Genomic DNA, 24,405 nt, shown 5'->3' with positions numbered 1-24,405 from the left:
ACCCGCCCGCAACCCATGCTCAGGCTGCCGCAAGCGCGTAGCGCCGGCAATGTTCGAGATAGCCGGTTTCGTGACTGCCCACGAGTTCGACGATGCTGCTCCAAAGCCACAACGGCGCGTCGATCGATTTGGTCTTCGTGCGCCGTAGCTCCGAAAGCCAGCTGCGGCGGGTGTTCTTGTCCATTTGGCGCGCGTGCGCTTGACCGACGACGAGCGCGAGATAACGCGCGACTTCCATCGCCTCCGTTTGTCCGATCTGCTCGATCTCCAGCTTCAAATCCTGCGGCAACAATTCGCGCAGGATTACCGGCCGTCCCTGCAGACTCGCGGCGCGCATGCGTTCGCCGAGATGAGGCGAGAGATGGCGCGCGCCTTCCACGACGCGTTCGGCGTGATCGCGCGGCATCGACGTGCCGGGATAGCGCGGCGCGGCGGCCTTGACGCCTTCCTTGATGTCCATGATGCACAGATCGTCGCCTTCGATCACGCCGCCGTCGACATCCAGCAGCACGGCGTAGCGCAGACGTCCGAGCGAGCTACAACCCTTGACCCAGTAGGCGGCGTCGAGCACCGTGACTTCGCCGGTATCCGGGCGTCCGCGCAGGCTCGTCGCGAGTTGCGTCACGCTGGCCTTTTCGAAGAGCGATACGATTTCGGCGCGCTCTTTCTTGCTGATCGGCCAGAAACGGTTGCCGAATGGAATGGTGGGCTGCACGTCGTCGAGCCGCTCGCGGGCAAGATGCTTCCACGAACGGCGTACCGCTTCGCGCATCACCACGCGCACGACTTCGGGCCTGCGCACGGAATTGGCATCGCTATCCTTGTCGAAGGCTTCGGCGTAACCCGCGAACAGCGCTTCGATCATGTTGATGGTCGTAACGCCGGGCAGCGCCGATCCGCGCGCGGCCGTCGCGAGCGACAAGCCAAGCCGGATCAAATCGTGCGCGGGATTGCCGATAACCGTCTGGTCCAGATCGCGTATCTGGATTTCGATCTTCCCTTTCGCGTCCGCGATCGGGCCGAGATTCCCGGTATGACAATCGCCGCAAATCCAGATGGCCGGACCGTGCGGCAAACTGCGAATCTCGGCTTCTTCGAGCCAGTCGTAAAACTTGATCGTGTTACCGCGCACATAGGCGTGCGTCGAGCGCGCCATCTTGGCGTTGCGCTTGAGCTTCAGGATGTCCTGACGGCTTTCGGAATCAGGCACCTTGGTTTTAGGTTTGAGCATGTGGAGCAAGTAGTCGTGGGCAGAACGGGCGCATCGAGCGCGATTCGACGCTGGCTGCCGATCATCCGGCGCGCCATGTCGTTTTCGAAGCGATGCAATCGCACACCGTGTGCCTGAGCGGCATACGCGGATTACATCTCCGGAATGCGGATATCCGCCTGGACGATTTCGCTGCCGCGCGCCGATGCGGCGTTGACGGCTTCGTCCTTCTTGCTATATGGACCAATGGTTTCGGCGCCATCGAACGGAAAGAGCAGACGGCCGTCGGTCTTTCTGACGACTTTGAGCGTGCCGAAAAACCCGGAGGTGGGCGAGCCGCGGTAAGACGCATAAATTTCGAAGTCGCCGGCGCTGACGCCAGGCGCGGGAACGGTATAGCGGGAGGGGGAAAGCACGAGCTTCGGTCTTCGTCCAGTCATGATCTTCATCGGTAGCGTACGAGGGCTCGCCGGGAAGCAGCCGGACACCGGGGCAACGGTTTGAGCATCGCGCCGCTCGGGTTTGTCGATCTTCCCGACGAGCGGTGCGAGTACTGACTACTCAGCACTAACCGTTCCAGTCATCGGCCGCCTTGTCGTGCCGGTTCCGACTGGATGAAAGAAAGCGGTATCCGCTCAACGCGACGCTTATGGCGCAAGCAACGGGTCGATAAGCTTGGTGGACCAGGGAAGGATGACGGGCGCGGTTATGGCCAAATGCTGCACGGACAAACGCGAATGCCACGTAACGTGCGACGCGGAACGTGCCGTTACTTCGCGTGGCCCGCAAACCGTTCCATCGCCTTTTCGAAGCGCGGATCGCCGAGATAGCCGACGTTGAAGCGGAACCACGGCGAGACGCTATTCGCGTGCGCCGAGAAAATGGTGCCGGGCGCGAGAATCACGTGCTTGTCGAGCATCTCGCGTGCGAAGGCGATGGAGTCGTCGCAACCGGGCAGCCTGGCCCACAGGTACAGACTTTGATCGCTCACCTTGTAAAGCGTCGCGCCGCAACGCGTGAGCACTTCGACGCCGTTGGCCGTCGCGCGCCGCAGCCGGTCTTGCAGGCGATTGGTATGCCGCAGGAAATGACCGTCGCTGACGATGGCGTCTAGCGTGCGTTCGCAGTATTCCGAGCTGCTGACGTGCGTGAGCATTTTCACGTCGGCCAGATCGCTTGCCAGATCCGCGCCGCACGCCAGAAAGCCGACCCGCAGTGCTGCCGATACCGACTTCGAAAAGCTGCCGACATAGATCGTGCGCCGCAATTGATCGAGCGCGCAGATGCGCGTGGCCGAGCGCGGCTTGAGATCGGCGAGGGCATCGTTTTCGACGACGATCAGATCGTGCGCTTCGGCAAGCCGCAAGATGCGATGGGCCTTGGCCGCGCTGATATCGGTCGCGGTCGGATTATGGCCGACCGATTGCGTGAAGAAGAGCTTCGGACGATGCGTCTTGAGCTGCTCTTCGAGCGCCACGATATCGGGCCCGTCCACACCGCGCGGCACGCCGACGATATTCGCGCCCGAGAGTTTGAGCTTGCCGAAGAGCGCGTAGTAACCGGGGTCATCGACGAGAACCGTGTCGCCCGCGCGCACGAAGTAACGCACGACCATGTCCATGGCCTGATTCGCGCCATGCGTGAGGACGATCTGCGGCGGCGCGGCCTCGATCTCGTATCCGGCCAGCTTTTGCTGCAAATGTTGGCGCAACGGCAGATAACCGAAGCGGCTGCCGTACCGAAAGAGCGACGCGACGCCCGTGCGCACCACGCGCTGATGAAAGTGATCGAGCCGCGTCTCTTCGAGCCACGCGACGGGCGGAAAGCCTTCGCCCACGTTGAGAAAGTCGGGCTTGCTCTGCAACTGTTCGCGCATGAGCCAGACGGAATCCATCGCGCGATCGAGTGTGGGCGCGTCTTCATCCGGTGGTTGCTGCCCGGCGACGCTCGCGACGAAAAAGCCCGCGCCGCGTCTCGGTTCGATCAGACCGCGCGCAGTCAACGCGTCGAACGCGCTGATGACGGTGTTTTTCGAGCAACCGTTCGCCTCAGCGTATTCCCTGATGGAAGGCAGTTTGTCGCCGGCGCGCAGGAGCCCGTCCTCGATCTGTCTGGCCAGATTGTCCGCCAGTGTTCCTGACAGGCTGGGCTTCTCATGGCGCATTGCATCTTCCTCTTGTCGCATGTTCGCGTCTGTCATGGGTACAGTACGCGCGCTGTCTTCTCGAATTGTACCTTTCCATTGGGTACAGCAAGCCTATTATTCGCCCAACCGCCGCACGCCCGCAAGCTTCGCGGACAACGGAACGGACATCCATCGAAAGAGATAAGAGGAAGACACATGACAGATTCGCAATTGCCCAACTTTCGCGCGATGTCACCCGCGCAGCGCCTGAGCCATATTGCCCAGGCGACTGGCATGGACGACGCCGAGCACGCGCTACTGAACACGCCCGGCGCGCTGCCGCTCGAAACGGCGGACGGCATGATCGAAAACGTGATCGGCACGTTCGAGTTGCCGATGGCCGTCGCAGGCTACTTTCAGATCAACGGTCGCGACGTGCTGGTGCCGATGGCGGTGGAAGAGCCGTCTATCGTCGCCGCAGCCTCTTATATGGCGAAGCTCGCGCGCGTGGAAGGCGGCTTTCGCACGTCGAGCACCGGTCCGCTGATGCGCGCGCAGGTGCAGGTGGTCGGCGTGTCGGACCCGTACGGCGCGCGTCTCGCTATCCTCAAGCATCGCGACGAGTTGATCGAGATGGCGAACGCACGCGACAAGGTGCTGATCGGTCTTGGCGGCGGTTGCCGCGATATCGAAGTACACGTGTTTCCGGATACGCCGCGCGGCGCGATGGTCGTCGCGCATCTGATCGTCGATGTTCGCGACGCCATGGGCGCCAACACCGTCAACACGATGGCCGAAACCGTAGCCGGGCGTATCGAGGAAATCACGGGCGGCAAGGTGCGGTTGCGTATCCTCTCGAATCTCGCGGACTTGCGGCTTGCGCGCGCCTCCGTGCGCTACAGCGCCGCCACGCTGCAAACGAAGGAGTATTCGGGCGAAGACGTGATCGCCGGTGTGGTCGATGCCTATCTCTTCGCCGCCATCGATCCGTATCGCGCCGCGACGCATAACAAGGGCATCATGAACGGTATCGATCCGGTGATCGTCGCGACCGGCAACGACTGGCGCGCGGTCGAAGCGGGCGCGCATGCCTATGCGAGCCGCGGCGGCCGCTATACGTCGCTGACCACGTGGGAGGTGGCGAACAACGGCGACCTCGTCGGCACCATCGAAATGCCGATGCCCGTGGGGCTCGTCGGGGGCGCGACCAAGACGCATCCGCTCGCGCGGCTCGCGTTGAAGATCATGCAAGTCGAATCGGCGCAGGATCTCGGCGAAATCGCCGTGGCCGTCGGCCTCGCACAGAACATGGGCGCGTTGCGCGCGCTTTCCACGGAAGGCATCCAGCGCGGCCACATGGCGCTGCACGCGCGCAATATTGCGCTGGCGGCGGGCGCGAGCGGCGCGGATATCGACTGGGTCGTAAAGAAGATGGTCGCCGCGCGCAACGTGAGCGTCGACTACGGCATGAGCCTGCTGCAGGGGCCGCGCGATGCATGAGCTTCCGAAGCGCGTGCGGATCGTCGAAGTCGGTCCGCGCGATGGCTTGCAAAACGAACCGTCGCCTGTCTCGGCAACGGTGAAGGCCGAACTGATCGAGCGTCTGATCGATGCTGGCGTGCGCTATGTCGAAGCCGCGTCGTTCGTCTCGCCGAAATGGGTGCCGCAAATGGCCGATGGCGCGCAAGTGCTCGAGCGCGTGTTGCCGTCCGCGCGCCGCACGGGTACGACGCTCGCCGCGCTCGTGCCGAATCTCAAGGGACTCGAAGCCGCGCTCGCCGCACACGCGGATGAAGTCGCGGTGTTCGCGGCGGCGTCCGAGTCGTTCTCGCAGAAGAACATCAACTGCTCGATCGACGAAAGCATCGCGCGCTTCGAGCCGGTGATCGGCGCGGCGCGCGAGGCAGGCGTGCGCGTGCGCGGCTATGTGTCGTGCGTGCTCGGCTGCCCGTTCGAAGGCGAAATCGCGCCGGAAGCGGTCGCGCGCGTCGCCAAACGGCTTTACGATCTCGGCTGCTACGAGATCAGCCTAGGCGACACCATCGGTGCGGGCACGCCGCTCAAGACGCAAGCCATGCTCGACGCGTGCGCCGCGCAGGTTCCGCTGCAGGCGCTCGCCGGCCACTTTCACGACACGTGGGGCATGGGTGCCGCCAACGTGCTGGCCGCGCTGCAACGCGGCGTGGCGACCTTCGACAGCTCGGTATCCGGTATTGGCGGATGCCCTTATTCGCCGGGCGCGACGGGCAATGTCGCGACCGAGGACATCGTCTACCTGTGCGAAGGCATGGGCATGACGACGGGCATCGACCTCGACAAACTTGCGGATGCGGGCGCGTTCATTTCGGCAGCGCTCGGACGCGCAACATCGTCGCGCGTGGCGCGTGCACTGGAGGGCAAACGCCAGCGGGAAAGCGCGGCGCGCAAGGTTTGACGCACGACATCAATACGATACGAACTCCGTATAAGGAGGAGACATGGAACAACAACTCGCCGCGCCTCAGCGCGGTCATCGGGCAACGACGAACGCGGCCGAGGCCGACTACAAGCTCGTCGAAATCTGGGGCGATACCGTCGATACGCGGCATCTCGCTTGGTCGGTCGTGCTCGGCATCGCGATCAGCTATGGCGCGTTCGCGGCGGCCAATCGCGTGCTCGCGGCCTATGTACCCGACCCGGCGATGGCGCGCGCCTACGCGATGCTCGTCGGTCTCGCGGGATGCCTGATTGCGGGCGCGGTCTGCGCGAAGCTGTTCCGCCCGAAGCGCGAAGTGATCGAGGAAGCGCATGGCGCGGCCGGCCGCGAGGAAGTGCTCGCGCAACTTGCGAGCGAAGCGGGTGGGCTCGGACGCGTCGCGGATCTGCCGCCCGCGGTGGCGGCGGAAATGAAGGAACTCGGCCTCTACGAACTCTTCGCCGATTACGAAAAGCGCGCCGATGTGCGCGAAGGAGCGCGCTGATGGAACCGCTCGTTCAACAACTGCTCGTCGCGCTGTCGATGGGTCTCATCGGCGCGGTCGTCTTTGCGGGCATCGGCCTCATCTCGGGCACGGACGAAACCACCACGCTCGCGCCGCTCACGCTGCTCGTCGTGTTGCTGGGTGTGCCGCCTGTCGGCGTATTCTCGTTCTTTATGGCGGGCGCGGTCTCCAAGCACATGACACACGCGATACCCACCGCGCTGCTCGGCATTCCCGGCGACACGCTCGCCACGCCGCTTCTGCAACAAGCGACGATGCTGCGCAATCTCGGCGTGCCGCACATTGCGCTGCGCAAGATGATCTCGGGCGCGATCATCGCGGCATTCGTCGCGGTCCCGCTCGCGGTGCTGTTCGCCGTGCTGCTCGCACCGTTCGGGCCGGTCATCACGAAGGCCGCGCCGTGGGTGTTTCTGGCGGCGGCCATTGCCATTGCATACTTTTCGTCGGGACGCTGGGCTTCGGTGCTGCTGCTCGTGCCGTTCGTGCTTTTGATCATCGGCTTGCAGGCGCTTACGGGCAAATATGGCGTCAAGCTCTCGGTCAGCTACTTTCTCGGCATCGCCATCGGGCCGCTTATCGCCGATCTCTTTTCGATACTTTCGCCCGTGGGCCGCACGCATATGCGGCGCGATCGTCCGCGCACGTTTTCGCTCGCGCCCGATGTGAAGGGCTGGAGCGGTTACTTCCCGAATCCGCTGAAGGTGCTCGATGGCCAGCAACGCGGCTGGGTCGTCGCGACCGCCGCCATCTCCAGCGCGACCTTCGTGTTCAGCCCGGTCGCGATGACGGTCGTGCTCGGCGAACTCGTCGGCTCGCGCGTGAAGCATGCGTATCACCGGCTCACGACCGTGATTTCGGCGCGTAACGGTGTGACCGAGGCCACGTATATCGCCGAGGCGCTGATTCCGCTCATCGCTTTCGGTCTGCCGCTGAGTCCGGTCGCGGCGGGACCGGCCGCGCCGCTCTTCAACGCGCCGCCGCGCTTTACCGTGGATACCGCGACGGGTCACATCAACAATCTTCACACGATGATGACGACCTGGCAGTTTCTCGGCTTCGGCTTGCTTGCGGTGGTGCTGGCGGCGCTCGTGGCCTATCCGCTGTCGATGAACTACGCGCATCGCGCGGCGTCGTTCGTCGCACGCAAGCTGAGTCACGAGGCGATCATCGCGACCTTCGTCGGCTTGATCGTGGTGATCAGCGTGTGGGAAGGGCAACTGCTGGGGCTGCTCGTGATCCTGACCGTGGGGCTGATCGGCGGACTATTGTCGCGCTTGTTCGGCTTCAACACCGGCGTGCAGTTCATGGGCTACTACACGGCGGTCCTGAGCGTGCCGGCCATCACGAAGCTCTTCGGCGGCTAGCCGCGCGTGGACGTATCCTTGATGGTTCACGCCATCGAGGAGCGAATGTGACGAGTCAGGACTTGAAAGAGCGCGCGGTGTCGCCTCCCGTGGTGCGGCACGCCGCGCCGCAAGGTCCGTGCGATGAACTGATCATTCGCACGCAGCCTGAAGCGACCGATCGACCCTGCCGGCGCAAACGGCTCGCGCTGGCGGCGACGATCCTCGGTTCCAGCATGGCCTTCATCGACGGCTCGGTCGTCAATGTCGCGCTCTCGTCCATTCAAAGCCAGCTTGGCGCGAGCGTCGCGGCCATGCAGTGGGTCGTGAACGCGTATCTGCTTTCGCTCGGCTCGCTCGTGCTGGTCGGCGGGTCGATGGGCGACAAGCTCGGCCGTCGCACCGTGTTCATCGCGGGCATCGCCATCTTCATGCTGGCTTCGGCGGTATGCGGCTTCGCGCCGGATACCGCGTGGCTCATCGGCGCGCGGGCGGTGCAGGGCATCGGCGCGGCGCTCCTCGTGCCGAGCAGTCTCGCGATCATCGGCGCTGTGTTCGAGGGCGAAGCGCGCGGACGCGCCATCGGCACATGGGCGGGCGTTGGCGCAATTACGTCGGCGCTCGGTCCGGCGGCGGGCGGCTGGCTCGTCGATGCCTACTCATGGCGCGCGATCTTCTTCCTCAATGTGCCGCTGGCCGCCGCGACCATCGCGCTCGCCCTGCTGGCCGATCCCGACAGCCACAAGCCCGACGCGACACAGCGCCTCGACTGGCCCGGCGCGGCGTGCGCGGCGGCGGGACTAGCGGCGCTGACCTATGGACTCACGGAAGCATCGGCACGCGGTTTCGGGAATCCGCTCGTGCTGTGCGCGCTGGGCGTCGGCGTGCTCGTGCTTGCCGTGTTCGTCGCGATAGAAGCGAAAAGCGCGGCGCCGATGATGCCGCTCGATGTCTTCCGCTCGCGCGACTTCAGCGGCGCGAACGTCGTCACGTTGCTGCTGTACTTCGGCTTGGGCGGCGTGTTGTTCTTCCTGCCGTTCACGCTGATTCGCGCCTATGGCTATACGGCGACGCAAGCGGGCGCCGCGCTCTTGCCGATGCCGCTCATCATCGGACTGCTGTCGCGCGTGACGGGGGGCGTGACGGGGCGCTTCGGCGCGCGCGCATTGTTGACCGTGGGGCCGTGCGTCGCGGGCTTCGGCTTCGGCATGCTCGCGCTGCCTTTCGTGAGCGGCAGCTACTGGACGAGCTTTCTTCCCGCGCTCGTCGTGCTCGGCATCGGCCTCACGATCACGGTCGCGCCGCTCACGTCGGTCGTCATGGCGTCGGTCGAAAGCGAACGCGTGGGCGTGGCATCGGGGATCAACAATGCGGTTGCACGCGTGGCGAGCCTGCTTGCGATTGCGCTGCTCGGCATCGTGTTCGTGTGGTCGCACGACGCCGCGATGGCTTCCAAGGCAGCATCTGTCAGCGATGCCAGCGCGGTCGCCGGCGCATTGCGCGCCGTCGCGTTGCTGTCCGCGCTATGCGCGTTCGCAGCGGGAGGCGTCGCGGTCGCGACGATTCGCTCCGCCCGTTAAGTGTTGTTTATGTTCATTCGACGCTCGGCGGCGTGACGCGCGATGAGCTCGTCGAGCCGCGATAGGAAGAGGCGCAAGGTCGGCGACTGATTCGACTTGCTATAGCCGACAGCCAGGTCGATAGTCGGTGCATCGCCTCCCAAGGGACGGCTGACGACGGACCACGGCATCAAATTCTGAACGTACGATGGAATCAGCACGAGACCGCGCGTCGATGCCACGAGCGACATGACCATCGCCGGGTTATCGACGCTCTGCGATGGCACGATATGCACGCCCGAGCGTTCGAGATAATCGTCGACGACGGAACGCAGCACCTTCGCCTTGCCCGCCATGGCAATGAACGGTTCGCCCACGAGGTCTTGCGGCGCAATCTCGGCGCGTTCGGTCAACGCGTGATCGCTCGGCATCAACACGACGAGCGGTTCTTTATCGACGATGTAATACGCCAGATCGAAGTCCGGCTCCGCGCGCATGAAGGCGAGGTCGAGCTTGCCGCGCGCGACGCCTTCCGCGAGTTCGGTCGAATAATCGCTCGATACCGTGACATCGACGTTGAGCAATTCGTCGCGAAGAATATGCATGGCGCCCGGAAGCCAGTTCATCTCTTGGCCCGTGAGAAAGCCGAGCGCGAAACGTTGCTTGCTTGGCGTCGCGGCACGGCGCGCGGCTTCGACGGCGGCATCGACCTGATTCAAGGCGATTTTCGCGTGCTCCATGAAGGCCTTGCCAGCGGGCGTCAGATCCACGCCGCGCGCGCTACGCTCGAAGAGGCGCGTGCCGACCTGATCTTCCAGATCACGGATCTGTCTGCTGAGCGAAGGCTGCGACGTGAACAGCCGCTGTTCCGCCGCTTCGGTCAGACTGCCGGTTTCCGCCACTGCAATGAAGTACCGCAGATGCCGCAGTTCCATGGGCTTCCCGTGCGAGTCGTTGAACGTATCACCCGGAGATTATCCGGGCAATCGTCCAACTGCACGAGTCGTCATGCGCGTTCAACGGTCAAAGCTTCGAGCCGCCGTCCACGTGTAGCGTCTCGCCCGTGACCCAGCGTGCGGCATTCGAAGCAAGAAAGGCCACGGCGTCGCCGATGTCGTCCGGCTGCGCAATGCGTTTGAGCGCCTGCATGCCGAGCGTGAGTGCGCGGCCATCGTCGGTCTTCGTGAAGTTCGACATATCGGTTTCCACGACGCCCGGCGCCACCGCATTCACGCGAATGCCGCGTTCGCCGAGCGTCGCCGCGAAGTGCTTGACGAGCGTATCGACCGCGCCTTTGGTCGCGGCGTAAGCGGACAGCGAGGTCACGGACGCGCGCGCCACGAGCGACGACAGCAAGACCACGCTGCTGCCCTTGCACATCGCGGGAAGCAGTTGCTGCACGAGGAAGTAGGGCGCGCGCACGTTCACGGCGTAGAGCGCGTCGAAGTCATCGACGGTCGTATTCTCGATGCTCGCGGCCTTCGAGATGCCCGCGTTGGCAACCAGGATGTCGAGCCTGTCGCCGACCACTTCACGTACACGCCGTGCGAGTTGGTGCGGTCCGTCTGCATCGCGCAAATTCGCCTGCACTTTCTGCGCGGTGCCGCCTGCGGCGCGAATCTGCGCGACGACGGCTTCGGCTTCCTGTTCGCCGCTGCTGTAGTGAACCAGCACGCTTGCCCCCGCACGCGACAGCGCGATAGCCGTTGCGCGACCGATACCGCGCGATGCGCCCGTGACGAGCGCGGTCTTGCCTGAAAGATCGTTCATGTCGTTGCTCCTTTAATAGGGAAGAGAACGCGTCAGCCCGCGGTCTTGCCACCATCGACGGTGACGATCTGACCCGTGACGAACGAGGCCGTATCCGAAGCAAGAAAGACGATTGCGCGCGCGATATCGACAGGCGTGCCAACACGTCCAAGCGGCACCTTCGATGCAAGCGCGGCCTTGCGTTCGGAGGTTCCGGTGAAGCGGTCGAGCATGCCGGTATCCGTGGGGCCGGGCGCCACTGCGTTGACCCGCACGCCGAGCGCCGCGACTTCGAGTGCGGCGGACTTCGTCATGCCTTCGACCGCATGCTTGCTGCCCGCATAGACCGACGCGAACGCCGCACCTTCATGCCCGTAAGTCGACGACACGTTCACGATGCTGCCGTGCTTCTGCGCCTGCATGACGCGCAGTTCGTGCTTCATGCTAAGGAGCGTGCCGAGCACGTTGGTATCGAAAGTCGATGCATAGCTTGCGGCGCTCTGATCGACGATCGCACCGGGCTGGCCTTCGGTGCCCGCGTTGTTCACGGCGGCATCGATACGGCCGAAGTGCGCGACGGCTGCATCGACGAGATCGCGCACGCTGTCTTCGTGGCGTACGTCGGCGGCAACGAAGAACGCTTCTGCACCGCGTTCGCGCAGTTCGGCTTCGAGCGCGCGTCCTTCGGCTTCACGCCGGCCCGATACGACGATGCGCGCGCCGCTGTCGGCAAACGCAAACGCCGTTGCGCGGCCAATGCCGGTGAGCGCGCCCGTGATGAGAATGACTGGCTTGTCCATTTCGTGACTCCATGAGGTCTGAGAGAGACGGGGTTGCGTTGCAGGCCCGTCGGTGGACTCAAATGTAGGGCGCGTGCTTGCTCAAGAAAAAGACTTTCGAGGCAGCGGGCCATGCCTGCGAGGCATGGCGCATTGGGATCACGAACTGCCCTCGCGTTCGGGAAAACGCCACTCCTGTCCCGCGACGCTATGTGCGTCACGTCACATTCAATCGCCAGGCGCGAGTCTATAAAGACTGGTCGCGACGATCCAGACGTTGCGCGTCATTCGTCGTACTTGCGTACATTCGCAGCCCGCCCCCAACGGAGTTTCCATGAACACGACGATGAGCATGAGCTTCAAAACCCGAATGAAACGCACGATCAAATGGCGGCTGATCGCCGTGGTCGCCGCCTTGCCGGACTGGGTTCAGACGCTGCTCTTCGTCTCGTGGATCAGACGCTTCGGCGAACGCGTGCCTGTCTTGCGCGTGCTTTATAACGGCTGTTATAGAACGCATCCTATCGACCGCATGCTCGGCACCGATACAGGCGGCATTTATCCGCCCGAATCCGACAGCGGCCCCGGCGCCGATGCGGGCAATCTACCGTATATGGGATCGCAGCCAAGCATTGTGCGGCATGCGCTGCAGCAACTTGGAGACGTGCGTGGCAGCACGTTCATCGATATCGGCTGCGGAAAAGGGCGGCCGATGATCGTGGCCACCGAGTTTCCCTTCGACGCCGTGCTCGGTTATGACCTGGCCGAGCCGCTCATCGAGATAGCGAACCGCAATGCCGAGATCGTTGCGCGCCGGTTTCCGCAGAGGATACGCATGCAGGCCTTCGTCGAGAATGCGCTCGAACTCGCATTTCCGAAGGGCGATCTCGTTGTCTTCCTGTTCAATCCCTTCGGCGCCGCGCTCATGGCAACGCTTCTGAACAATCTGGAGAAAGCGGTTGCAGATGCAACTATCCGCAAACTCACGGTGGTTTATATCTACCCCGTCTGCGCGCATGTCTTCGATCAATCGCCGATCTTGACGCGACACCTCTCGTGCTCGATTCCCTATGACAGTCACGAAATAGGCTATGGGGCAGAGTCGGAGCAGACTGTGATCGTCTGGAGCAACGCAGCACGAACGGACGTTTGAGTTCCGGCAATGTGCGCTAGTACACGTTCACTTTCGTTGGGATTCTAAATATTCGTTGAACCCTGCGCGAAGTGAACCATACTTCCTTGGCATTTTCCGATCACTACTGCCACGTCGGCTGACTCATTAGAAGAGTCGGACGCGGAGCGTTCGCGGGCAATCCGCGGGCACGAGGGGACAAACATGGCTTCCACGATTACCCGGCGCTCGTTCGTCACGGGGACGGCGTCGGCGCTTGCGCTTGCGTCCATACCCGAACTCGGTTTCGCCGCGACGCCCAATGTCATACGGCTCGAATGGCAAGTCTTCAAGACAACGCCTCACTACGCGTCGTTTCTCAATGCCATCCGCACCATGCGAGCCACGGCCGACAGCAGCAAACCGGCATCATGGCAGTACTGGAGCAACGTGCATTCGAATTATTGCCCGCATGGCGTGGCGTACTTTCTGACGTGGCATCGCGGTTATATCTATTACTTCGAACAACAACTGCGCACTGTGTCAGGCGATAACACGCTGACGCTTCCGTACTGGGATTACTACACGTATCCCGTGATGCCCTCCGAATTCACCGATACCGCGAGCGGCAATCCCTTATACACATCGCGTGTGAACACGAACGTCTATCAGGCGCTCGATTTGAGCCCGTTCGCGCGCAGCGTCGCCAATTTTCAGCGTGGCACGAGCAACGCGTTCGAGACTAAACTGGAGAATGCACCGCACAATCCGGTGCATGACATCATCGGCGGATACATGGCGGATATCATGACCGCGCCGCTCGATCCCATTTTCTATCTGCATCATGCGAACCTCGACCGCCTGTGGAATGCGTGGTCGTTGCGCTCGACGAGCAAGGTTCCTGCAGCCAACAACAAGTACTGGTCCGGCAGCTTCACGTATGCGACCAACCTCACGATGACGAAGGCCAAGACGCGGACGACCACGGGGCTGGGATACGATTACGCCAACGATACCGTTCCAGTCATCTTGCCACCGCAAGCAGAACGCGGCGGAATCATTCGGGTTCAGGCGCAAATGTCACCCATAAGCGGACGTCCTCAGATAGGCACCTTTACCGCAAGCGCGGGGCGCACGGTGTCATCCACGCGGCGTTCGCTTGGCGGCGTGAAGGGCGTCGCCCTTGCCGACAACTCCATCAGCGCGCGCATTCCGCTTCAGGCCGCCAATGCCACGTTGCTGCGCGATACGCTTGCCGTGGCTCCGGAAGCGGACGACAGCAGCGCGATCGAATCGCACGCGCAGTCGCAGTCGCAAGCGGCCAGGCCCGCCGCTTCGGGATTTCGTCATGTGAATCTCGTGCTGGACGGCGTGTCCATGCCGGCGGCGGCGCGTGCCGGCGGATTCTTCTACAACGTCTATGTGAATTTGCCCGCAACCGGCGACCCGGATGCTCAACGCGATGCTCACTTCGTCGGCACGCTCGGCGCGTTCGAGGTATCGACAGCGACGCATCACGGCGGCAGCTCGATCGAGTTTCCCGTGACTGAATTGCTCGCGCGCGCGGGCGTGGCGAACCCGAATGAAGTGGTCGTGTCGTTCGTGCGCGTGAGCGGTGTGAATGCGGTTAAGGGAACGGCGATATCCATCGGCGAGATGCGCGTCGAACTTGCCGCGGATGCCCCATAAGCCGCGCTCACTGCGTTGATTTCTGTCCGTTTCTCGCGGTGAGTTGCTCGTACACGTCGTGCGACACCGCGAGCAATTGCGGCCGTGCAATCGCGCCCGATACCGCATAGCCGAAGTCGCCATCGACCCAATAGAACACGTTGACCGAGCCGTCCTGATACAGCTTGAACGCGGTGACGTCGCGGCTCACTTTGCGATGAGACACGTTGAGCGTGATGCGTTCGCCATTGGCATCGTGATACATGAACTGCGCGATAGGACCTTCATCGCCGGGCAAGAGACGGCCGCCCATCAGATTGAAGCCCACGCGCGTGAGCACGGGCGCGTGCACGTCGGTGCCGAGGCGGCTCGATAGCCACTTCACGAGTTCTTCTTCCTGATCCGCACCGACTTCGACGGGACGCGTGACCATTGGCGCATACGTGACATAGGCGATAGCCGATTGCCGCGCGAACGATTCGTCGCGGGAGAGACTGACGTGACGAAGCGAAGTGTTCTCGCCATTCGGCATGAGCATGTCGCGCGCTGTTTCGCTGAACATGCCGCCCGCGCCGATGCCGATACCCAGCACGAGTGCCGCAGCGAGTCCCGCAAAGCGCGGCCAATTCGCGGCTTCACGTCGACCCGCATCGACCTTCGTGACAGTACTGGATGCCGATTCGAGCGGCAGCACGAGACGTTGCGGCAGCGGCTCTTGCAATACGCGATCGTAACGATCATGCAGCATGCTGTTGAGCGAAAAGTAGTCGCTCACGCGGCCCGCGAGCGCGTCGTCGGTTTCAAGCAGCCGATCGATTTCCTCGCGCCGGTGTTCGGCGATCACGCCATCCACGTAAGCCTGGATTTCGTCCTCGCTGACGGGAGTCGATTGTCTGTTCATCGCACCACCTTCAATTGAGCGCTGTCCTGCTTGCCTGCCATTAGCGCGCGAAGCCGCTCGCGTCCGCGCGAAAGCCGCGACATTACCGTGCCGAGCGGTATTTCGAGGGCGAGCGCCACTTCCGCATAGCTCATCTCTTCGAGCCCGACGAGCAGCACCACTTGCCGCTGTTCGATGGGCAGACGCTGCAGCGCATAGTCGAGATCGCGCATTTCCAGCGATTGCGTGTCGCGGCTAGCCACCGCGAACTCGCTTTCGTCGATAGCTTCTTCATCGACGGAGACATGCACGGCTCGCGCATCCGCACGGCGCGTTTGGTTGGCGAACACGTTGTGCATGATCGTGAAAAGCCACGCGCGCAGGTCGGTGCCGGATTCGAATTTTTCGGTGTTGCGCAGGGCGCGTTCGAGCGTGTCCTGCACGAGATCGTCGGCGAGTTCCTGATTGCGGATGAGCGCACGCGAATAGCGCCGCAAACGCGGTACGTGGTCCATCAATTGGTCTCGCACGCTCATTGCGGCTCCTTGCAGTGGGCGGTTCGATTGTCGGCGCGGGCGTTCACGAGGCATTCCCTTGCATGTTTTGTTGCTTCGCCAGCAAGTCGGCCGCGCGCATCAGTCCTTGCGTGCCCGCTCTAGCGCCCACCACTGTGCGCACGCCAGCGGTCGAAGTCCATTCGAGAAGGCGCGCCGCATCGATTCTATGCGCCTGCCACGGCGTTCGCATGGATGCCGCGGGTGCGCGCATCGAGAGCAGGACGAGCGGTTCATTTAAAGCGTTGCGATAGGTGATTACGCTGACCGTCGAGAAAGCGCCGAGCGTCACGTTGCGTATGCAGGTAGCGCGAAATCCAAGCGACGAAAGATCGGGCGCGGCAGCGGCGGGAACGGGCGTTGTCGCTGTTGGTGCATCTATCGATAGTGCTTCGACGGCTGCGCGTTCGAGCGCCGCATCAGGGACGCGCACGGTGACCCAGATCGCCGAGATCATGAGCGCGATACACGCCAGGATCGCCGCGAGTAACCGGAAGCGCAGGTCGATCGTGGGACGGCGCGATGCTGGTTGAGCGTGGCTGACGTCGTACATCGAACGCAGTTGCACGTTCAGTCGATCGTAAAACACGACTCTGCGTGCTTCATCCGGCCGCCGCGCTAGATAGGCGTGCAAGCGTTCGGTCCGTTCCGACGCGAGCACGCCGTCCGCGAAAGCCTGGACATCGGCTTCGGATAGACGCATTTCAGAGGGCGGATTCACGATTGCGGGCCTGTTCGAAGATCGGGTCAATGACGCAAACAGCGCCACGCCGCGTTTATTCCGCAAGACGCGAAATATTTTCGATGCAGCGGCGGGCGAGCTTGCGGCCATCAGGAACCGGCGTAGATATGGCAGAAGCTGTAGGGCCCCACGCATTGCGAGGCGCTCATGTTCATGCGTGCGTTGCCCGAGTCTCTCGTGGACGCGGCGCCGCCGTATGAGGTCGTATCCGCGGACTTTGCATGCGCAACCTGATTCTGATAGATCGGGCTGACGTCGGGATACGAGGCATCGACCACGAGTCGCGAGCCGTTTTGCTCGGCCTGAACGAGTTGTGCGCGAACTTCGGCGCGTGTGAGGCTCTGCGCGAAAGCGCCTGAGGAGAGGACGAGTGCGGCGGATACAGCGGCGAGTTTGACGAGGTTCATGTTCGGCTCCTTGAGCGTGTTTAATGGGCTTGCATGTAGACAAACAACCGTTGCGGCGAATCTATTCCCGAGAATTTTCGGCATGAACGTGCTTGCTGACTGAGGGTCGGTCACTTCGCTTTGTCATCGCGTGCGAGCAGTGCGCGAATCTTCTGCTCGGTCTGCGCGTATTGACCTTCGCCGAAGTGGCTATAGACGAGTTTGCCGTTCTGATCGATGAGATAGAACGCTGGCCAGTATCGATTCCCATAAGCTCGCCATGTCGCGAACTCGTTGTCTTGCGCAACGGGGTATTCAATGCCATTGCGAACGATGGCTTTCCTTAGATTGCCCGTATCGCGTTCGAAGCCATACTCGGGCGAATGCACGCCCACCACGACGAGCCCTTTGTCGCGATAGCGCGCATGCAAGTCTTTCACGTAGGGCAGCGTGTGAGCGCAATTGATGCAGTCGAAAGTCCAGAACTCGACGAGCACCACCTTGCCGCGCAGTTGCTTAAGATCGAGCGGCGCGCTGTTGAACCAGTTGTCGATACCCTTGAAGTCTGGCGCGTTTGCACCGTTCGCTACGGTTGCGGTAGCGGGCAACGAGACATGAGTGGATGCGAAGACCGCGAACGCCGCGCTGCCCGCGATGCCGGCTGCAACAGCGGCGATCCTGAAACGACTGAACATGATTTACTCCTTTGGAGTCAATGTCAGGTCGTATTGGATCGCGGCGGTGTATCTCGCTTGTGGTGGTTATGAATCGGCGTGTGTCGCTTCAGGATGCGGATACGCTGTGATACGAAGCGTATCCGCAAGGCATGGGCATGACGACGCTTTAGCGCAAGCTCAATGGCTCGCGTTGTACGCAAGATAGCGCCAGGCGAATTCATCGCCGATGCGCTGCACCTTGCCTGCTGAGGTCATCGGGAAGTGCGCGGGAAAGACCGTTGCATTCGTCTCGGCTGCATGGTTCAAGAGCCATTCGCGCGAAGCGCGTGCAAGATCAGGTCGAAGGCAGAAGGTCGAACCGAACTGCGGTCTTGATACTTGCAACGGGCTATGCATGACATCGCCCGAGAAGAGCGCACGCTCTTTGCCGGACGTTATCTCTATCGCCATGTGTCCCGCGCTATGCCCGAAGGTTGGCCAAAACCGGATGCCTTCGCGAAGGATTGCGCCTTCGTCCGGCACTGTAAGCGCGATGCCCGCATCGATCAAAGGCGCAACGCTGTCATCGAACACCATGCGTCGCGGTGCGCCCGCGGGCGTGTCGAAGAACGCGCGCTCACGTTCGCCGAATACATGAGTCGCGTTGGGAAACACAGGCGTCCAGCGCCCGTTCTCCCAATGCGTATTCCAACCGACGTGATCGACATGCAAATGCGTGAGCAGCACATAGTCCACGCGATGCCGGTCGAAGCCCGCCGCTTCGAAACGCTGCAGCACAGGGTTGTCGAGCCGGTCGAATAGCGCACTGAAGGGTCTTGGCTTTCCGTTGCCGATGCCCGTATCCACCACGAGCGTCAGCCCGTCGATCTCGACGACCCATAGATGTGTGCGTAGCGTCACTTGCTGATTGTCCGAACTGATGCTCGCCAAATCCTCGTTGGGAAACAGCACGTCGGCCTTTAACGAAAATTCCGTTTCGTCGATACGCGTGACCCGCATTTCGTTAAGACGCCAGTCGAGCGCTGTGTTCATGCGTTTTTCCTCGTAGTCGATGCAATGCGCGTCGTCGCCAATGCGTAAAGCAGGGCGCTCGCAAGCGCGGATACACCGCCGACGATGGCGAGCGCCGTGCCTAAGCCGGCATGCGCACCCGCGAGATGCTCGTTGAGGTAGCCTACCGCGAGCGGACCGACGCCGCCGCTTATCGCATTGGTCATGAAGACGAGCAGCGCGATCGAACGGCCGCGCATGCGATTAGGCACGGCGATTTGCAGTGGCACGGGTGCGAGCGCCATCGCAATGCTCGCGGCGAGCGCACATGCGCCGTAGAGCAAGATCGCGAGCGTGCTGTTGGTCACGAGCGGCATGGCGATGGCGGCGGGCACCAGCGCGGTCACGGCGCATGTCGACAGCATGAGGACTTTGTGTAGCGTGCGTTCGTCGGTGACGCGCGCGGCGAGCATGCCAGCAAGCGCCACGCCCATCATGCCGCCGGTCATGTAAGCAGGCGCGGCCATCTTTCCGACCATGGCGGGCGCAAGATGAAAGTGCCGCATGAGCAAGGTGGGAAACCACGCGGCATGCGAATAGAACAGCGTGATGAGCGCGACATAAGCGGCAAAGTACGGTGCGCAGAAGCGATTGCGCATGAACAGTTCGGCGAGCACTTCGCGTAGCGAGGGCAGGGCCTCATCAAAATCCGTATTGGCGATGCTGATAGTCGTGGCTTCGCGTCTTGCCGGCTCGCGAATCGTCAAGGCAACGAGTGCTGCCAGGACGAGTCCTGGTGATCCGACGAGCACGAAAACCGCTTGCCACGGCTGAAAGCCATGCGCGGCGAGCCATGTGCTCACGTCGCCGCCAGCGGCGGATAGCAGCATGCCGCCGCCGAAGAGTGCAAGCCCGCCGCCGATATACGGTCCCAGCATGAAGACGCTGCTCGCTCGCGCGACCTTACGCGGCGCGAAGATATCGCTGAAGATGGAGAGCGCCGCAGGACTCAGCGCCGCTTCCGCGATGGCTGTTCCCGCGCGCGCGAACAGCAGTTCGGTGAAGCTCGTCGCGAAGCCGCAAAGAGCCGTGGAAATGGCCCAGATCGCGACGCATATGGCGATTAGCCTGACGCGATTAGCGCGATCCACGAGACGCGCGACGAACACACCCGCAGTCGCATAGCACATGGTGAACGAGAAGCCTTGCAGCAGTCCGATTTGAGTATCGGTGACGCCGAGCGTGAGCTTGATCGGCTGCACGAGAATGCTGACGATCTGACGGTCCAGATACGAAAACGCGAAGCACGTGAAGAACAACAGCACGACGTACAGCGGATGACGGACGTCGAGCGGGGCATCGGCGTTAGAAGCCGACGCAAGCGGATGAGCGCTCATGCGAATGCTCCTTGAAATCAGTCGAGGGATGCTTCGGCGGCAAGAAGCGCAATGCAATCGCCAGCTTCGACGCGGGCAAAGGTGCGCGCACACATCACGCGACCATCGCCACGAAATGCGATTTCGCGCGGCGCGCGCCACGGTTCTTGTGGATCGAAGAGACGGCCCGCGAGCTGACCCGAGCGCACTTCGTCGTTCAAGGCGAAGGCGGGTTCGAATACGCCCGCATGCGGCGCATACACGTAATGCTGCGTGCCTTCCACGCGTAGATAACGCGTCCTGGGCGGCGCATCGTGCGCCGCATCGTGCAATACATCGAGGCGATGCAGCACGCGCTGCAAACCGCTTTCGACGATAGCGAGATTCGCCGCGTCGCAGCCGGCATGGCCGCCGAATTCGCCGCATAGGAAGAGCGTGTCGTGGCGTTCGGCCGCGGCTGCGAAGGTGCGATCCTCGCCGAGCAGATCCATGATCATGGTGTAGGGCGCGCCGAACGCGCGCACCAGATCGAGATAGCGCGCGCGACGTGCGGCATCGCCCGATGGCGGCGATGCAAGCAGTGTCGGCGCATGTTCGAAGCTCGCGCCGCCCGCGTGCAGGTCGATGACGACATCGGCCCGCGGCAGCAGTTCTGTCTCGACATAATGCGCAATCATCTCGGTCGGCTTGCCGTGACGTGAGCCGGGGAAGAGCCGGTTGAGATTGCCGCCGTCGATAGGCGATGTGCGCGAGCCATTCACGAACGCCGGAAAATTCAGCCCCGGTATGACGATGATACGACCTCGAATCGAAAGCGATGGCATGCGCTGCATGAGCTTCATCAGCGCGACGGGGCCTTCATATTCGTCGCCGTGATTGCCGCCGGTAAGAAGCACCGTGGGGCCGTCGCCCGCGTTCAGGACGGCGAGCGGAATGGGGATATGACCGTATGCGGAACGGTCATGCGACCACGGTAGACGCAGTGTGCCGGTCTGAAAACCGTGGCGTTCGTAGTCGATATCGGTTGCAATGAGCGAGGCTGTAGTGGACATGAGCGGATCTCGAATCGAGTAGGTTCGTATCCACTATTGCCGACGAAATATCTGCTGGCCAATGCCGTTTTCTGCAGCGGGCGATGCCTTCAGGGCATCACGCTTCAGGGTGCTTTTGCGCTTCGAGCAGTTCGATGAAGCGTTGCAATGCCGCGCTGCCGTGCTGCGCAAGAAAGCAGAATTCGAGCGGCAACGGCACCGACAGGTCCTCCACTTCGACGAAGCGCACGCGTGCGGGCGGACGTTCGCGATTGGCCGCATTTACGAGCGCCGCGCCGACGCCTGCCGCCACGAGCGAGAGAATCGCGGTTTCGGTGGAGGCTTCCTGGCGAATATTCAGCGTGAGACCGCGCTCGGCGCACGCGGAGATGAGGCGGTCATAGTAGGCCGCATAGACGTGTCGCGGAAACGCGATGAGCGGCAGCGCAGCAAGCTCGCTTGCACGCACCCTGGCTTGCGCGGCGAGCGGACATTGCTCGGGCACCGCAAGCACCACGTTCTGTTCGAGCAGCCGGATGCTGGCGAAGCCATCGGGCAGCGCGCCGAAGCGGTAACAAAAGCCGCCTTCGAGCCGTTCCGCGGCGATGGCATCGAGTTGCTCGGGCGTGTTCATCGGCTGCAATTCGAGCGCTATGTCGCGAGCGTTCTGCTGAAACGCGTTGAGCGCGGACAGCACGAGACCGCTCCACGATGCGTTCTCGACGAAGCCCACACGCAAACGTCCTTGTTCGCCCGATGCAATGCGATGCGCGAGCCGGTTCGCGGCATCGACATGGGCGAGGATCGCGCGTGCTTCGGAGAGATAGGCGATGCCGGCAGCGGTCAGCTTCAGGCCGCGCGGCGTGCGTTCGAAAAGCGTCGCGCCGATGGTCTGTTCGAGATCTTGAATCTGCCGCGAAATGGCGGGCTGCGTGACATGCAGATGCTCGGACGCGGCGCGCACGCTGCGCAATTCGGCAACGGCAATGAAGTAACGAAGATGGCGCAGTTCCATGTGTTGGTCTGGCGTGAGACGGCCATGTGAGCGGTGAGAGACACGAAGAAGTCTCTCACTTTGCCCGAGGAACTGCGATGCGAATGACCTTGGAAGAAGGCTTGGTGTTATGCGGCACGCGCCTGCAACGCGGCGCTTTCTTCGCGCGCGGCCTTTGCGGCCTTGGTCTTGCCTGCACGCGACGGCGGCTGGCAGATTCCGCAGACCATGCCGGTCGTGATGTCCTGCGAGTGCGCCACGAACTTGCCGTGGCAGCGCTTGCAGCCCGCGAGGCGCAGCATGCCGGCTTCCTTGAAGCGCACCAGCGTCCATGCGCGCGTCAGGTCCATTTGCAGCGGCTCGCCTTGCATCGTGAAATGCTCGGCATAAAGACCATAGGCGCGGCTCAAGAGATCGACGCGGTCGAGTTCGCGGCTGTTGGCTTCGAGAAACGCATAGACATTGGCGAACATGGATGCATGAATGTTCGGCCCCCATGTCAGATACCAGTCGGCGGAGAAGGGCAGCATGCCCTTGGGCGGTGAAGCACCCTTCACTTCGCGATAGAGGCGAATGAGACGGTCGCGCGAGAGCTTCGGAAACTCCGACTCGAGCACTTGCATGCGTGCGCCGAGTTTGATCAGCGTAACCGCGCGCAGCACCTGGCTGGCGTCGTCGGCGAGACTCTTCGTCGATGCAGTCGTGCTCATGTTCAGGCCACCAAAAGCGATGCGTTGGATGCGGCAGAAGCGCTTTGCGCGCGTTCCGTGAGACTGGCGAGGCCCGTGAGCAGCGCATCGCCGCCAAGGCGGAAGAAGCACAGCAGTTGCGACGACGAAGCCAGCCGCACGGTCTGATCGGGCGACAACTGCGTCAGCGTTTGAGCCATTTCGGCGGACAGGCCGAGATGAGCCTGCGCCGCGTCCCGGTCTTCGGTCAGCACACGCTGCGCAAGCAGCAGATAAGACAGGTTCAATTCACGAATCGAATCGAGGGTTTGGCTGTCGTGCGTCATGGCGTTGGACCGAAGTTGACTGTGACGGGGAGTGTCGGAAACATCAGTTGTTTCAGAGCACGGAACCGATTGTGAGGCGATTCTATTTGTCATGCAACACAATGTTACAGAGGCAAACCTTTGCGATCGGACTATTTTGAGTAGGCAAACGTTTATGGAGAGAAGATAAATACTTTATTGGCGTCCTATCCGGCGAAAGAATCTTCTCGCATGGACGGAATATAGGTCCACCAGTGACGCTTCTAGTCTGATCAATCGTAAATATTTCCGCTAGTTAAAGAAAAAGCTGCTCAGGCCTTTGATCGTTGAAAAAGTCACTTTCGGCAAAATGTTCCGTAAAAATTTCTTTCGCCTGATGTATGAAAACGACAGAGTTACCACCCGTGAGGCGGAATTGTTTCCGCAAAACTTGAATCCAGATGTGATTTGGCGGTTCTTCACAGAAGGTTGTCGGCAGGCGAAAACGAGAGCGGGTATCTGCAATGCAACAATTTTGGCCGGGTTTTGTCATCCCTTCTCGTCAAGGCGCTCGGGCCGCCGAGATGCCGCAATTGCTTGCACCGCCTGCCTCGGCGGGGCGTTCTGCAGTCTAGTTCTTCCCTATCTTGGTTTCAGCGCGCATCTATCGTGCAGCACTGCAACAATTTTGAAGCAAGTCTTTAACGGGCTCAAAAACATTGCCATTAAAAAAGCACCACTGGCCGATAAAGGCGCGCAAAAGCTAAAACCGGTATTCGAGAAACACTGAAAGACGCTTGAAATGTAAGCAGGATCATTAAGCGGCGATTTAACGTGTTCGAAACTGAATCATTTTTCATCGCCCGCACTTCGTATGGCCCGGCACATTCCGGCTGACGCCTTGCTGGTATGAGGATTGAGGGCTCCTGGCACGCCTCTCGCTTATGTATGACAAAGCACGGTAAATAGTCGCGAACGGGAATCGAACAAGCGGCTAACGGTGCTACGGGGCTGGCCCTGAGGTTTCGATGATCGCCGTCAGATGCGATCACGAAACCTCAAGTGGCCAGAAAAAAGCACAGCGCAATGCGCACAGACCAAAAAGTCAAAATCATGTTGAGCCTTCAATCAGACCTGCACGGCAACCATTTGTTGGGCGCGCTTCCGGCGCAAGAATGGCAAGCAATCGCTCCTCATCTCGAACTCGTCCAGTTGCGCACGGAGCAGTTGCTTTGCGATTCCGGACAACGCATTCACCACGTGTACTTCCCGACTAC

25 protein-coding genes and 1 pseudogene are annotated in these 24,405 nt (G+C 61.9%); 9 read left to right on the top strand and 17 right to left on the bottom strand.

What is annotated here, in order from left to right; translation table 11 throughout:
- Window positions 1-19: 19 nt before the first annotated feature.
- The 3 genes from NCT04_RS32015 to NCT04_RS32005 all read right to left on the bottom strand — a co-directional run bounded on the left by NCT04_RS32015 (window position 20) and on the right by NCT04_RS32005 (window position 3,374).
- Window positions 20-1,231 (bottom strand): DUF2252 domain-containing protein, encoded by a 1,212-nt coding sequence (locus NCT04_RS32015; RefSeq protein WP_244831788.1) that lies wholly within the window; start codon window positions 1,229-1,231, stop codon window positions 20-22.
- A 131-nt stretch (window positions 1,232-1,362) separates the two neighbouring features.
- Window positions 1,363-1,650 carry a DUF6723 family protein gene (locus NCT04_RS32010; RefSeq protein WP_250469853.1) on the bottom strand — a complete coding sequence of 96 codons (288 nt, stop codon included), beginning with the start codon at window positions 1,648-1,650 and terminating at the stop codon, window positions 1,363-1,365.
- 329 nt (window positions 1,651-1,979) lie between these two features.
- Window positions 1,980-3,374 carry an aminotransferase-like domain-containing protein gene (locus tag NCT04_RS32005; protein WP_250469852.1) on the bottom strand — a complete coding sequence of 465 codons (1,395 nt, stop codon included), beginning with the start codon at window positions 3,372-3,374 and terminating at the stop codon, window positions 1,980-1,982.
- Between NCT04_RS32005 and NCT04_RS32000 the strand changes: the two genes are divergently transcribed.
- Genes NCT04_RS32000 through NCT04_RS31980 form a run of 5 tightly spaced genes read left to right on the top strand, consistent with a single transcriptional unit; the run spans window position 3,366 to window position 9,239 of the window.
- On the top strand, window positions 3,366-4,835 hold the full coding sequence (locus NCT04_RS32000) for a hydroxymethylglutaryl-CoA reductase, degradative (protein WP_284509484.1): 1,470 nt from the start codon (window positions 3,366-3,368) through the stop codon (window positions 4,833-4,835). The genes NCT04_RS32005 and NCT04_RS32000 overlap by 9 nt on opposite strands.
- A complete protein-coding gene (locus NCT04_RS31995) occupies window positions 4,828-5,769 on the top strand; it encodes a hydroxymethylglutaryl-CoA lyase (RefSeq protein ID WP_250469850.1) in 942 nt (313 codons plus the stop codon). Before NCT04_RS32000 ends, NCT04_RS31995 begins: the two co-directional genes overlap by 8 nt.
- Window positions 5,770-5,812: 43 nt before the next feature.
- On the top strand, window positions 5,813-6,295 hold the full coding sequence (locus tag NCT04_RS31990) for a hypothetical protein (protein WP_244831783.1): 483 nt from the start codon (window positions 5,813-5,815) through the stop codon (window positions 6,293-6,295).
- Complete coding sequence (locus NCT04_RS31985; RefSeq protein WP_244831782.1) at window positions 6,295-7,680, top strand: tripartite tricarboxylate transporter permease; 1,386 nt, start codon at window positions 6,295-6,297, stop codon at window positions 7,678-7,680. The genes NCT04_RS31990 and NCT04_RS31985 overlap by 1 nt, the downstream gene beginning before the upstream one ends.
- 47 nt (window positions 7,681-7,727) lie before the next feature.
- Window positions 7,728-9,239, top strand: coding sequence for an MFS transporter (locus NCT04_RS31980; RefSeq protein WP_502800720.1), 1,512 nt, complete (start codon window positions 7,728-7,730; stop codon window positions 9,237-9,239).
- Here the strand turns inward: NCT04_RS31980 and NCT04_RS31975 are convergent.
- The 3 genes from NCT04_RS31975 to NCT04_RS31965 all read right to left on the bottom strand — a co-directional run bounded on the left by NCT04_RS31975 (window position 9,236) and on the right by NCT04_RS31965 (window position 11,767).
- Window positions 9,236-10,153 carry a LysR family transcriptional regulator gene (locus NCT04_RS31975; RefSeq protein WP_250469849.1) on the bottom strand — a complete coding sequence of 306 codons (918 nt, stop codon included), beginning with the start codon at window positions 10,151-10,153 and terminating at the stop codon, window positions 9,236-9,238. The genes NCT04_RS31980 and NCT04_RS31975 overlap by 4 nt on opposite strands.
- Before the next feature lie 88 nt (window positions 10,154-10,241).
- Window positions 10,242-10,988, bottom strand: a complete 747-nt coding sequence (locus NCT04_RS31970) for an SDR family NAD(P)-dependent oxidoreductase (protein WP_250469848.1) — start codon at window positions 10,986-10,988, stop codon at window positions 10,242-10,244.
- Window positions 10,989-11,020: 32 nt separating this feature from the next.
- Window positions 11,021-11,767 (bottom strand): SDR family NAD(P)-dependent oxidoreductase, encoded by a 747-nt coding sequence (locus NCT04_RS31965; protein ID WP_250469847.1) that lies wholly within the window; start codon window positions 11,765-11,767, stop codon window positions 11,021-11,023.
- Window positions 11,768-12,080: 313 nt separating this feature from the next.
- Here NCT04_RS31965 and NCT04_RS31960 point away from each other — a divergent pair, with 313 nt between their 5' ends.
- A complete protein-coding gene (locus NCT04_RS31960; protein ID WP_250469846.1) occupies window positions 12,081-12,899 on the top strand; it encodes a class I SAM-dependent methyltransferase in 819 nt (272 codons plus the stop codon).
- 183 nt (window positions 12,900-13,082) lie between these two features.
- On the top strand, window positions 13,083-14,546 hold the full coding sequence (locus NCT04_RS31955; RefSeq protein ID WP_250469845.1) for a tyrosinase family protein: 1,464 nt from the start codon (window positions 13,083-13,085) through the stop codon (window positions 14,544-14,546).
- Window positions 14,547-14,553: 7 nt separating this feature from the next.
- On the opposite strand, the gene NCT04_RS31950 is transcribed toward NCT04_RS31955, so the two are convergent.
- The 11 genes from NCT04_RS31950 to NCT04_RS31900 form a co-directional block, all read right to left on the bottom strand.
- The gene (locus tag NCT04_RS31950; protein WP_250469844.1) at window positions 14,554-15,426 is read right to left on the bottom strand and encodes an anti-sigma factor family protein; all 873 of its coding nucleotides are present in this window, start codon (window positions 15,424-15,426) and stop codon (window positions 14,554-14,556) included.
- Window positions 15,423-15,941, bottom strand: coding sequence for an RNA polymerase sigma factor (locus tag NCT04_RS31945; protein ID WP_244831775.1), 519 nt, complete (start codon window positions 15,939-15,941; stop codon window positions 15,423-15,425). The genes NCT04_RS31950 and NCT04_RS31945 overlap by 4 nt, the downstream gene beginning before the upstream one ends.
- A 43-nt stretch (window positions 15,942-15,984) precedes the next feature.
- Entirely contained in the window at window positions 15,985-16,680 is a 696-nt protein-coding gene (locus tag NCT04_RS31940) for an anti-sigma factor family protein (protein ID WP_250469843.1), read from the bottom strand.
- Between the two features lie 110 nt (window positions 16,681-16,790).
- A complete protein-coding gene (locus NCT04_RS31935; protein WP_244831773.1) occupies window positions 16,791-17,108 on the bottom strand; it encodes a DUF4148 domain-containing protein in 318 nt (105 codons plus the stop codon).
- Between the two features lie 110 nt (window positions 17,109-17,218).
- Window positions 17,219-17,782: a thioredoxin family protein gene (locus tag NCT04_RS31930; RefSeq protein ID WP_250469842.1), complete on the bottom strand. Its 564-nt coding sequence runs from the start codon at window positions 17,780-17,782 to the stop codon at window positions 17,219-17,221.
- Between the two features lie 159 nt (window positions 17,783-17,941).
- A complete protein-coding gene (locus NCT04_RS31925) occupies window positions 17,942-18,796 on the bottom strand; it encodes an MBL fold metallo-hydrolase (protein ID WP_250469841.1) in 855 nt (284 codons plus the stop codon).
- Window positions 18,793-20,151 (bottom strand): MFS transporter, encoded by a 1,359-nt coding sequence (locus NCT04_RS31920; protein WP_250469840.1) that lies wholly within the window; start codon window positions 20,149-20,151, stop codon window positions 18,793-18,795. Before NCT04_RS31920 ends, NCT04_RS31925 begins: the two co-directional genes overlap by 4 nt.
- Before the next feature lie 17 nt (window positions 20,152-20,168).
- Window positions 20,169-21,182, bottom strand: a complete 1,014-nt coding sequence (locus tag NCT04_RS31915; RefSeq protein ID WP_250469839.1) for a succinylglutamate desuccinylase/aspartoacylase family protein — start codon at window positions 21,180-21,182, stop codon at window positions 20,169-20,171.
- A gap of 97 nt (window positions 21,183-21,279) precedes the next feature.
- Window positions 21,280-22,176: a LysR family transcriptional regulator gene (locus NCT04_RS31910; protein ID WP_250469838.1), complete on the bottom strand. Its 897-nt coding sequence runs from the start codon at window positions 22,174-22,176 to the stop codon at window positions 21,280-21,282.
- A gap of 107 nt (window positions 22,177-22,283) precedes the next feature.
- Entirely contained in the window at window positions 22,284-22,865 is a 582-nt protein-coding gene (gene flhC / locus NCT04_RS31905) for a flagellar transcriptional regulator FlhC (protein WP_244831767.1), read from the bottom strand.
- Between the two features lie 2 nt (window positions 22,866-22,867).
- Window positions 22,868-23,170 (bottom strand): flagellar transcriptional regulator FlhD, encoded by a 303-nt coding sequence (locus tag NCT04_RS31900; protein ID WP_250469837.1) that lies wholly within the window; start codon window positions 23,168-23,170, stop codon window positions 22,868-22,870.
- A gap of 298 nt (window positions 23,171-23,468) precedes the next feature.
- Here NCT04_RS31900 and NCT04_RS31895 point away from each other — a divergent pair, with 298 nt between their 5' ends.
- Both NCT04_RS31895 and NCT04_RS31890 read left to right on the top strand, forming a co-directional pair.
- Window positions 23,469-23,918 carry a hypothetical protein gene (locus NCT04_RS31895; protein WP_250469836.1) on the top strand — a complete coding sequence of 150 codons (450 nt, stop codon included), beginning with the start codon at window positions 23,469-23,471 and terminating at the stop codon, window positions 23,916-23,918.
- A gap of 323 nt (window positions 23,919-24,241) precedes the next feature.
- Window positions 24,242-24,405: pseudogene (locus tag NCT04_RS31890) on the top strand (Crp/Fnr family transcriptional regulator); the annotation flags it as partial.

Source organism: Caballeronia sp. GAFFF2 (assembly GCF_023631485.1).
In the GTDB taxonomy this organism is placed as follows: Bacteria; Pseudomonadota; Gammaproteobacteria; order Burkholderiales; family Burkholderiaceae; genus Caballeronia.
The sequence above is the reverse complement of the archived record's forward strand: the minus strand, read 5'-3'. Positions and strand labels throughout refer to the sequence as shown.

Excerpts from the sequence above, each read along its gene's own strand:
- NCT04_RS32015 (WP_244831788.1), bottom strand. The coding sequence starts at position 1,231 with ATGCTCAAACCTAAAACCAAGGTGCCTGATTCCGAAAGCCGTCAGGAC.
- NCT04_RS32010 (WP_250469853.1), bottom strand. The coding sequence starts at position 1,650 with ATGACTGGACGAAGACCGAAGCTCGTGCTTTCCCCCTCCCGCTATACC.
- NCT04_RS32000 (WP_284509484.1), top strand. The coding sequence starts at position 3,366 with ATGGCGCATTGCATCTTCCTCTTGTCGCATGTTCGCGTCTGTCATGGG.
- NCT04_RS32005 (WP_250469852.1), bottom strand. The coding sequence starts at position 3,374 with ATGCGCCATGAGAAGCCCAGCCTGTCAGGAACACTGGCGGACAATCTG.
- NCT04_RS31995 (WP_250469850.1), top strand. The coding sequence starts at position 4,828 with ATGCATGAGCTTCCGAAGCGCGTGCGGATCGTCGAAGTCGGTCCGCGC.
- NCT04_RS31990 (WP_244831783.1), top strand. The coding sequence starts at position 5,813 with ATGGAACAACAACTCGCCGCGCCTCAGCGCGGTCATCGGGCAACGACG.
- NCT04_RS31985 (WP_244831782.1), top strand. The coding sequence starts at position 6,295 with ATGGAACCGCTCGTTCAACAACTGCTCGTCGCGCTGTCGATGGGTCTC.
- NCT04_RS31975 (WP_250469849.1), bottom strand. The coding sequence starts at position 10,153 with ATGGAACTGCGGCATCTGCGGTACTTCATTGCAGTGGCGGAAACCGGC.
- NCT04_RS31970 (WP_250469848.1), bottom strand. The coding sequence starts at position 10,988 with ATGAACGATCTTTCAGGCAAGACCGCGCTCGTCACGGGCGCATCGCGC.
- NCT04_RS31965 (WP_250469847.1), bottom strand. The coding sequence starts at position 11,767 with ATGGACAAGCCAGTCATTCTCATCACGGGCGCGCTCACCGGCATTGGC.
- NCT04_RS31960 (WP_250469846.1), top strand. The coding sequence starts at position 12,081 with ATGAACACGACGATGAGCATGAGCTTCAAAACCCGAATGAAACGCACG.
- NCT04_RS31955 (WP_250469845.1), top strand. The coding sequence starts at position 13,083 with ATGGCTTCCACGATTACCCGGCGCTCGTTCGTCACGGGGACGGCGTCG.
- NCT04_RS31950 (WP_250469844.1), bottom strand. The coding sequence starts at position 15,426 with ATGAACAGACAATCGACTCCCGTCAGCGAGGACGAAATCCAGGCTTAC.
- NCT04_RS31945 (WP_244831775.1), bottom strand. The coding sequence starts at position 15,941 with ATGAGCGTGCGAGACCAATTGATGGACCACGTACCGCGTTTGCGGCGC.
- NCT04_RS31935 (WP_244831773.1), bottom strand. The coding sequence starts at position 17,108 with ATGAACCTCGTCAAACTCGCCGCTGTATCCGCCGCACTCGTCCTCTCC.
- NCT04_RS31930 (WP_250469842.1), bottom strand. The coding sequence starts at position 17,782 with ATGTTCAGTCGTTTCAGGATCGCCGCTGTTGCAGCCGGCATCGCGGGC.
- NCT04_RS31925 (WP_250469841.1), bottom strand. The coding sequence starts at position 18,796 with ATGAACACAGCGCTCGACTGGCGTCTTAACGAAATGCGGGTCACGCGT.
- NCT04_RS31920 (WP_250469840.1), bottom strand. The coding sequence starts at position 20,151 with ATGAGCGCTCATCCGCTTGCGTCGGCTTCTAACGCCGATGCCCCGCTC.
- NCT04_RS31915 (WP_250469839.1), bottom strand. The coding sequence starts at position 21,182 with ATGTCCACTACAGCCTCGCTCATTGCAACCGATATCGACTACGAACGC.
- NCT04_RS31910 (WP_250469838.1), bottom strand. The coding sequence starts at position 22,176 with ATGGAACTGCGCCATCTTCGTTACTTCATTGCCGTTGCCGAATTGCGC.
- flhC (WP_244831767.1), bottom strand. The coding sequence starts at position 22,865 with ATGAGCACGACTGCATCGACGAAGAGTCTCGCCGACGACGCCAGCCAG.
- NCT04_RS31900 (WP_250469837.1), bottom strand. The coding sequence starts at position 23,170 with ATGACGCACGACAGCCAAACCCTCGATTCGATTCGTGAATTGAACCTG.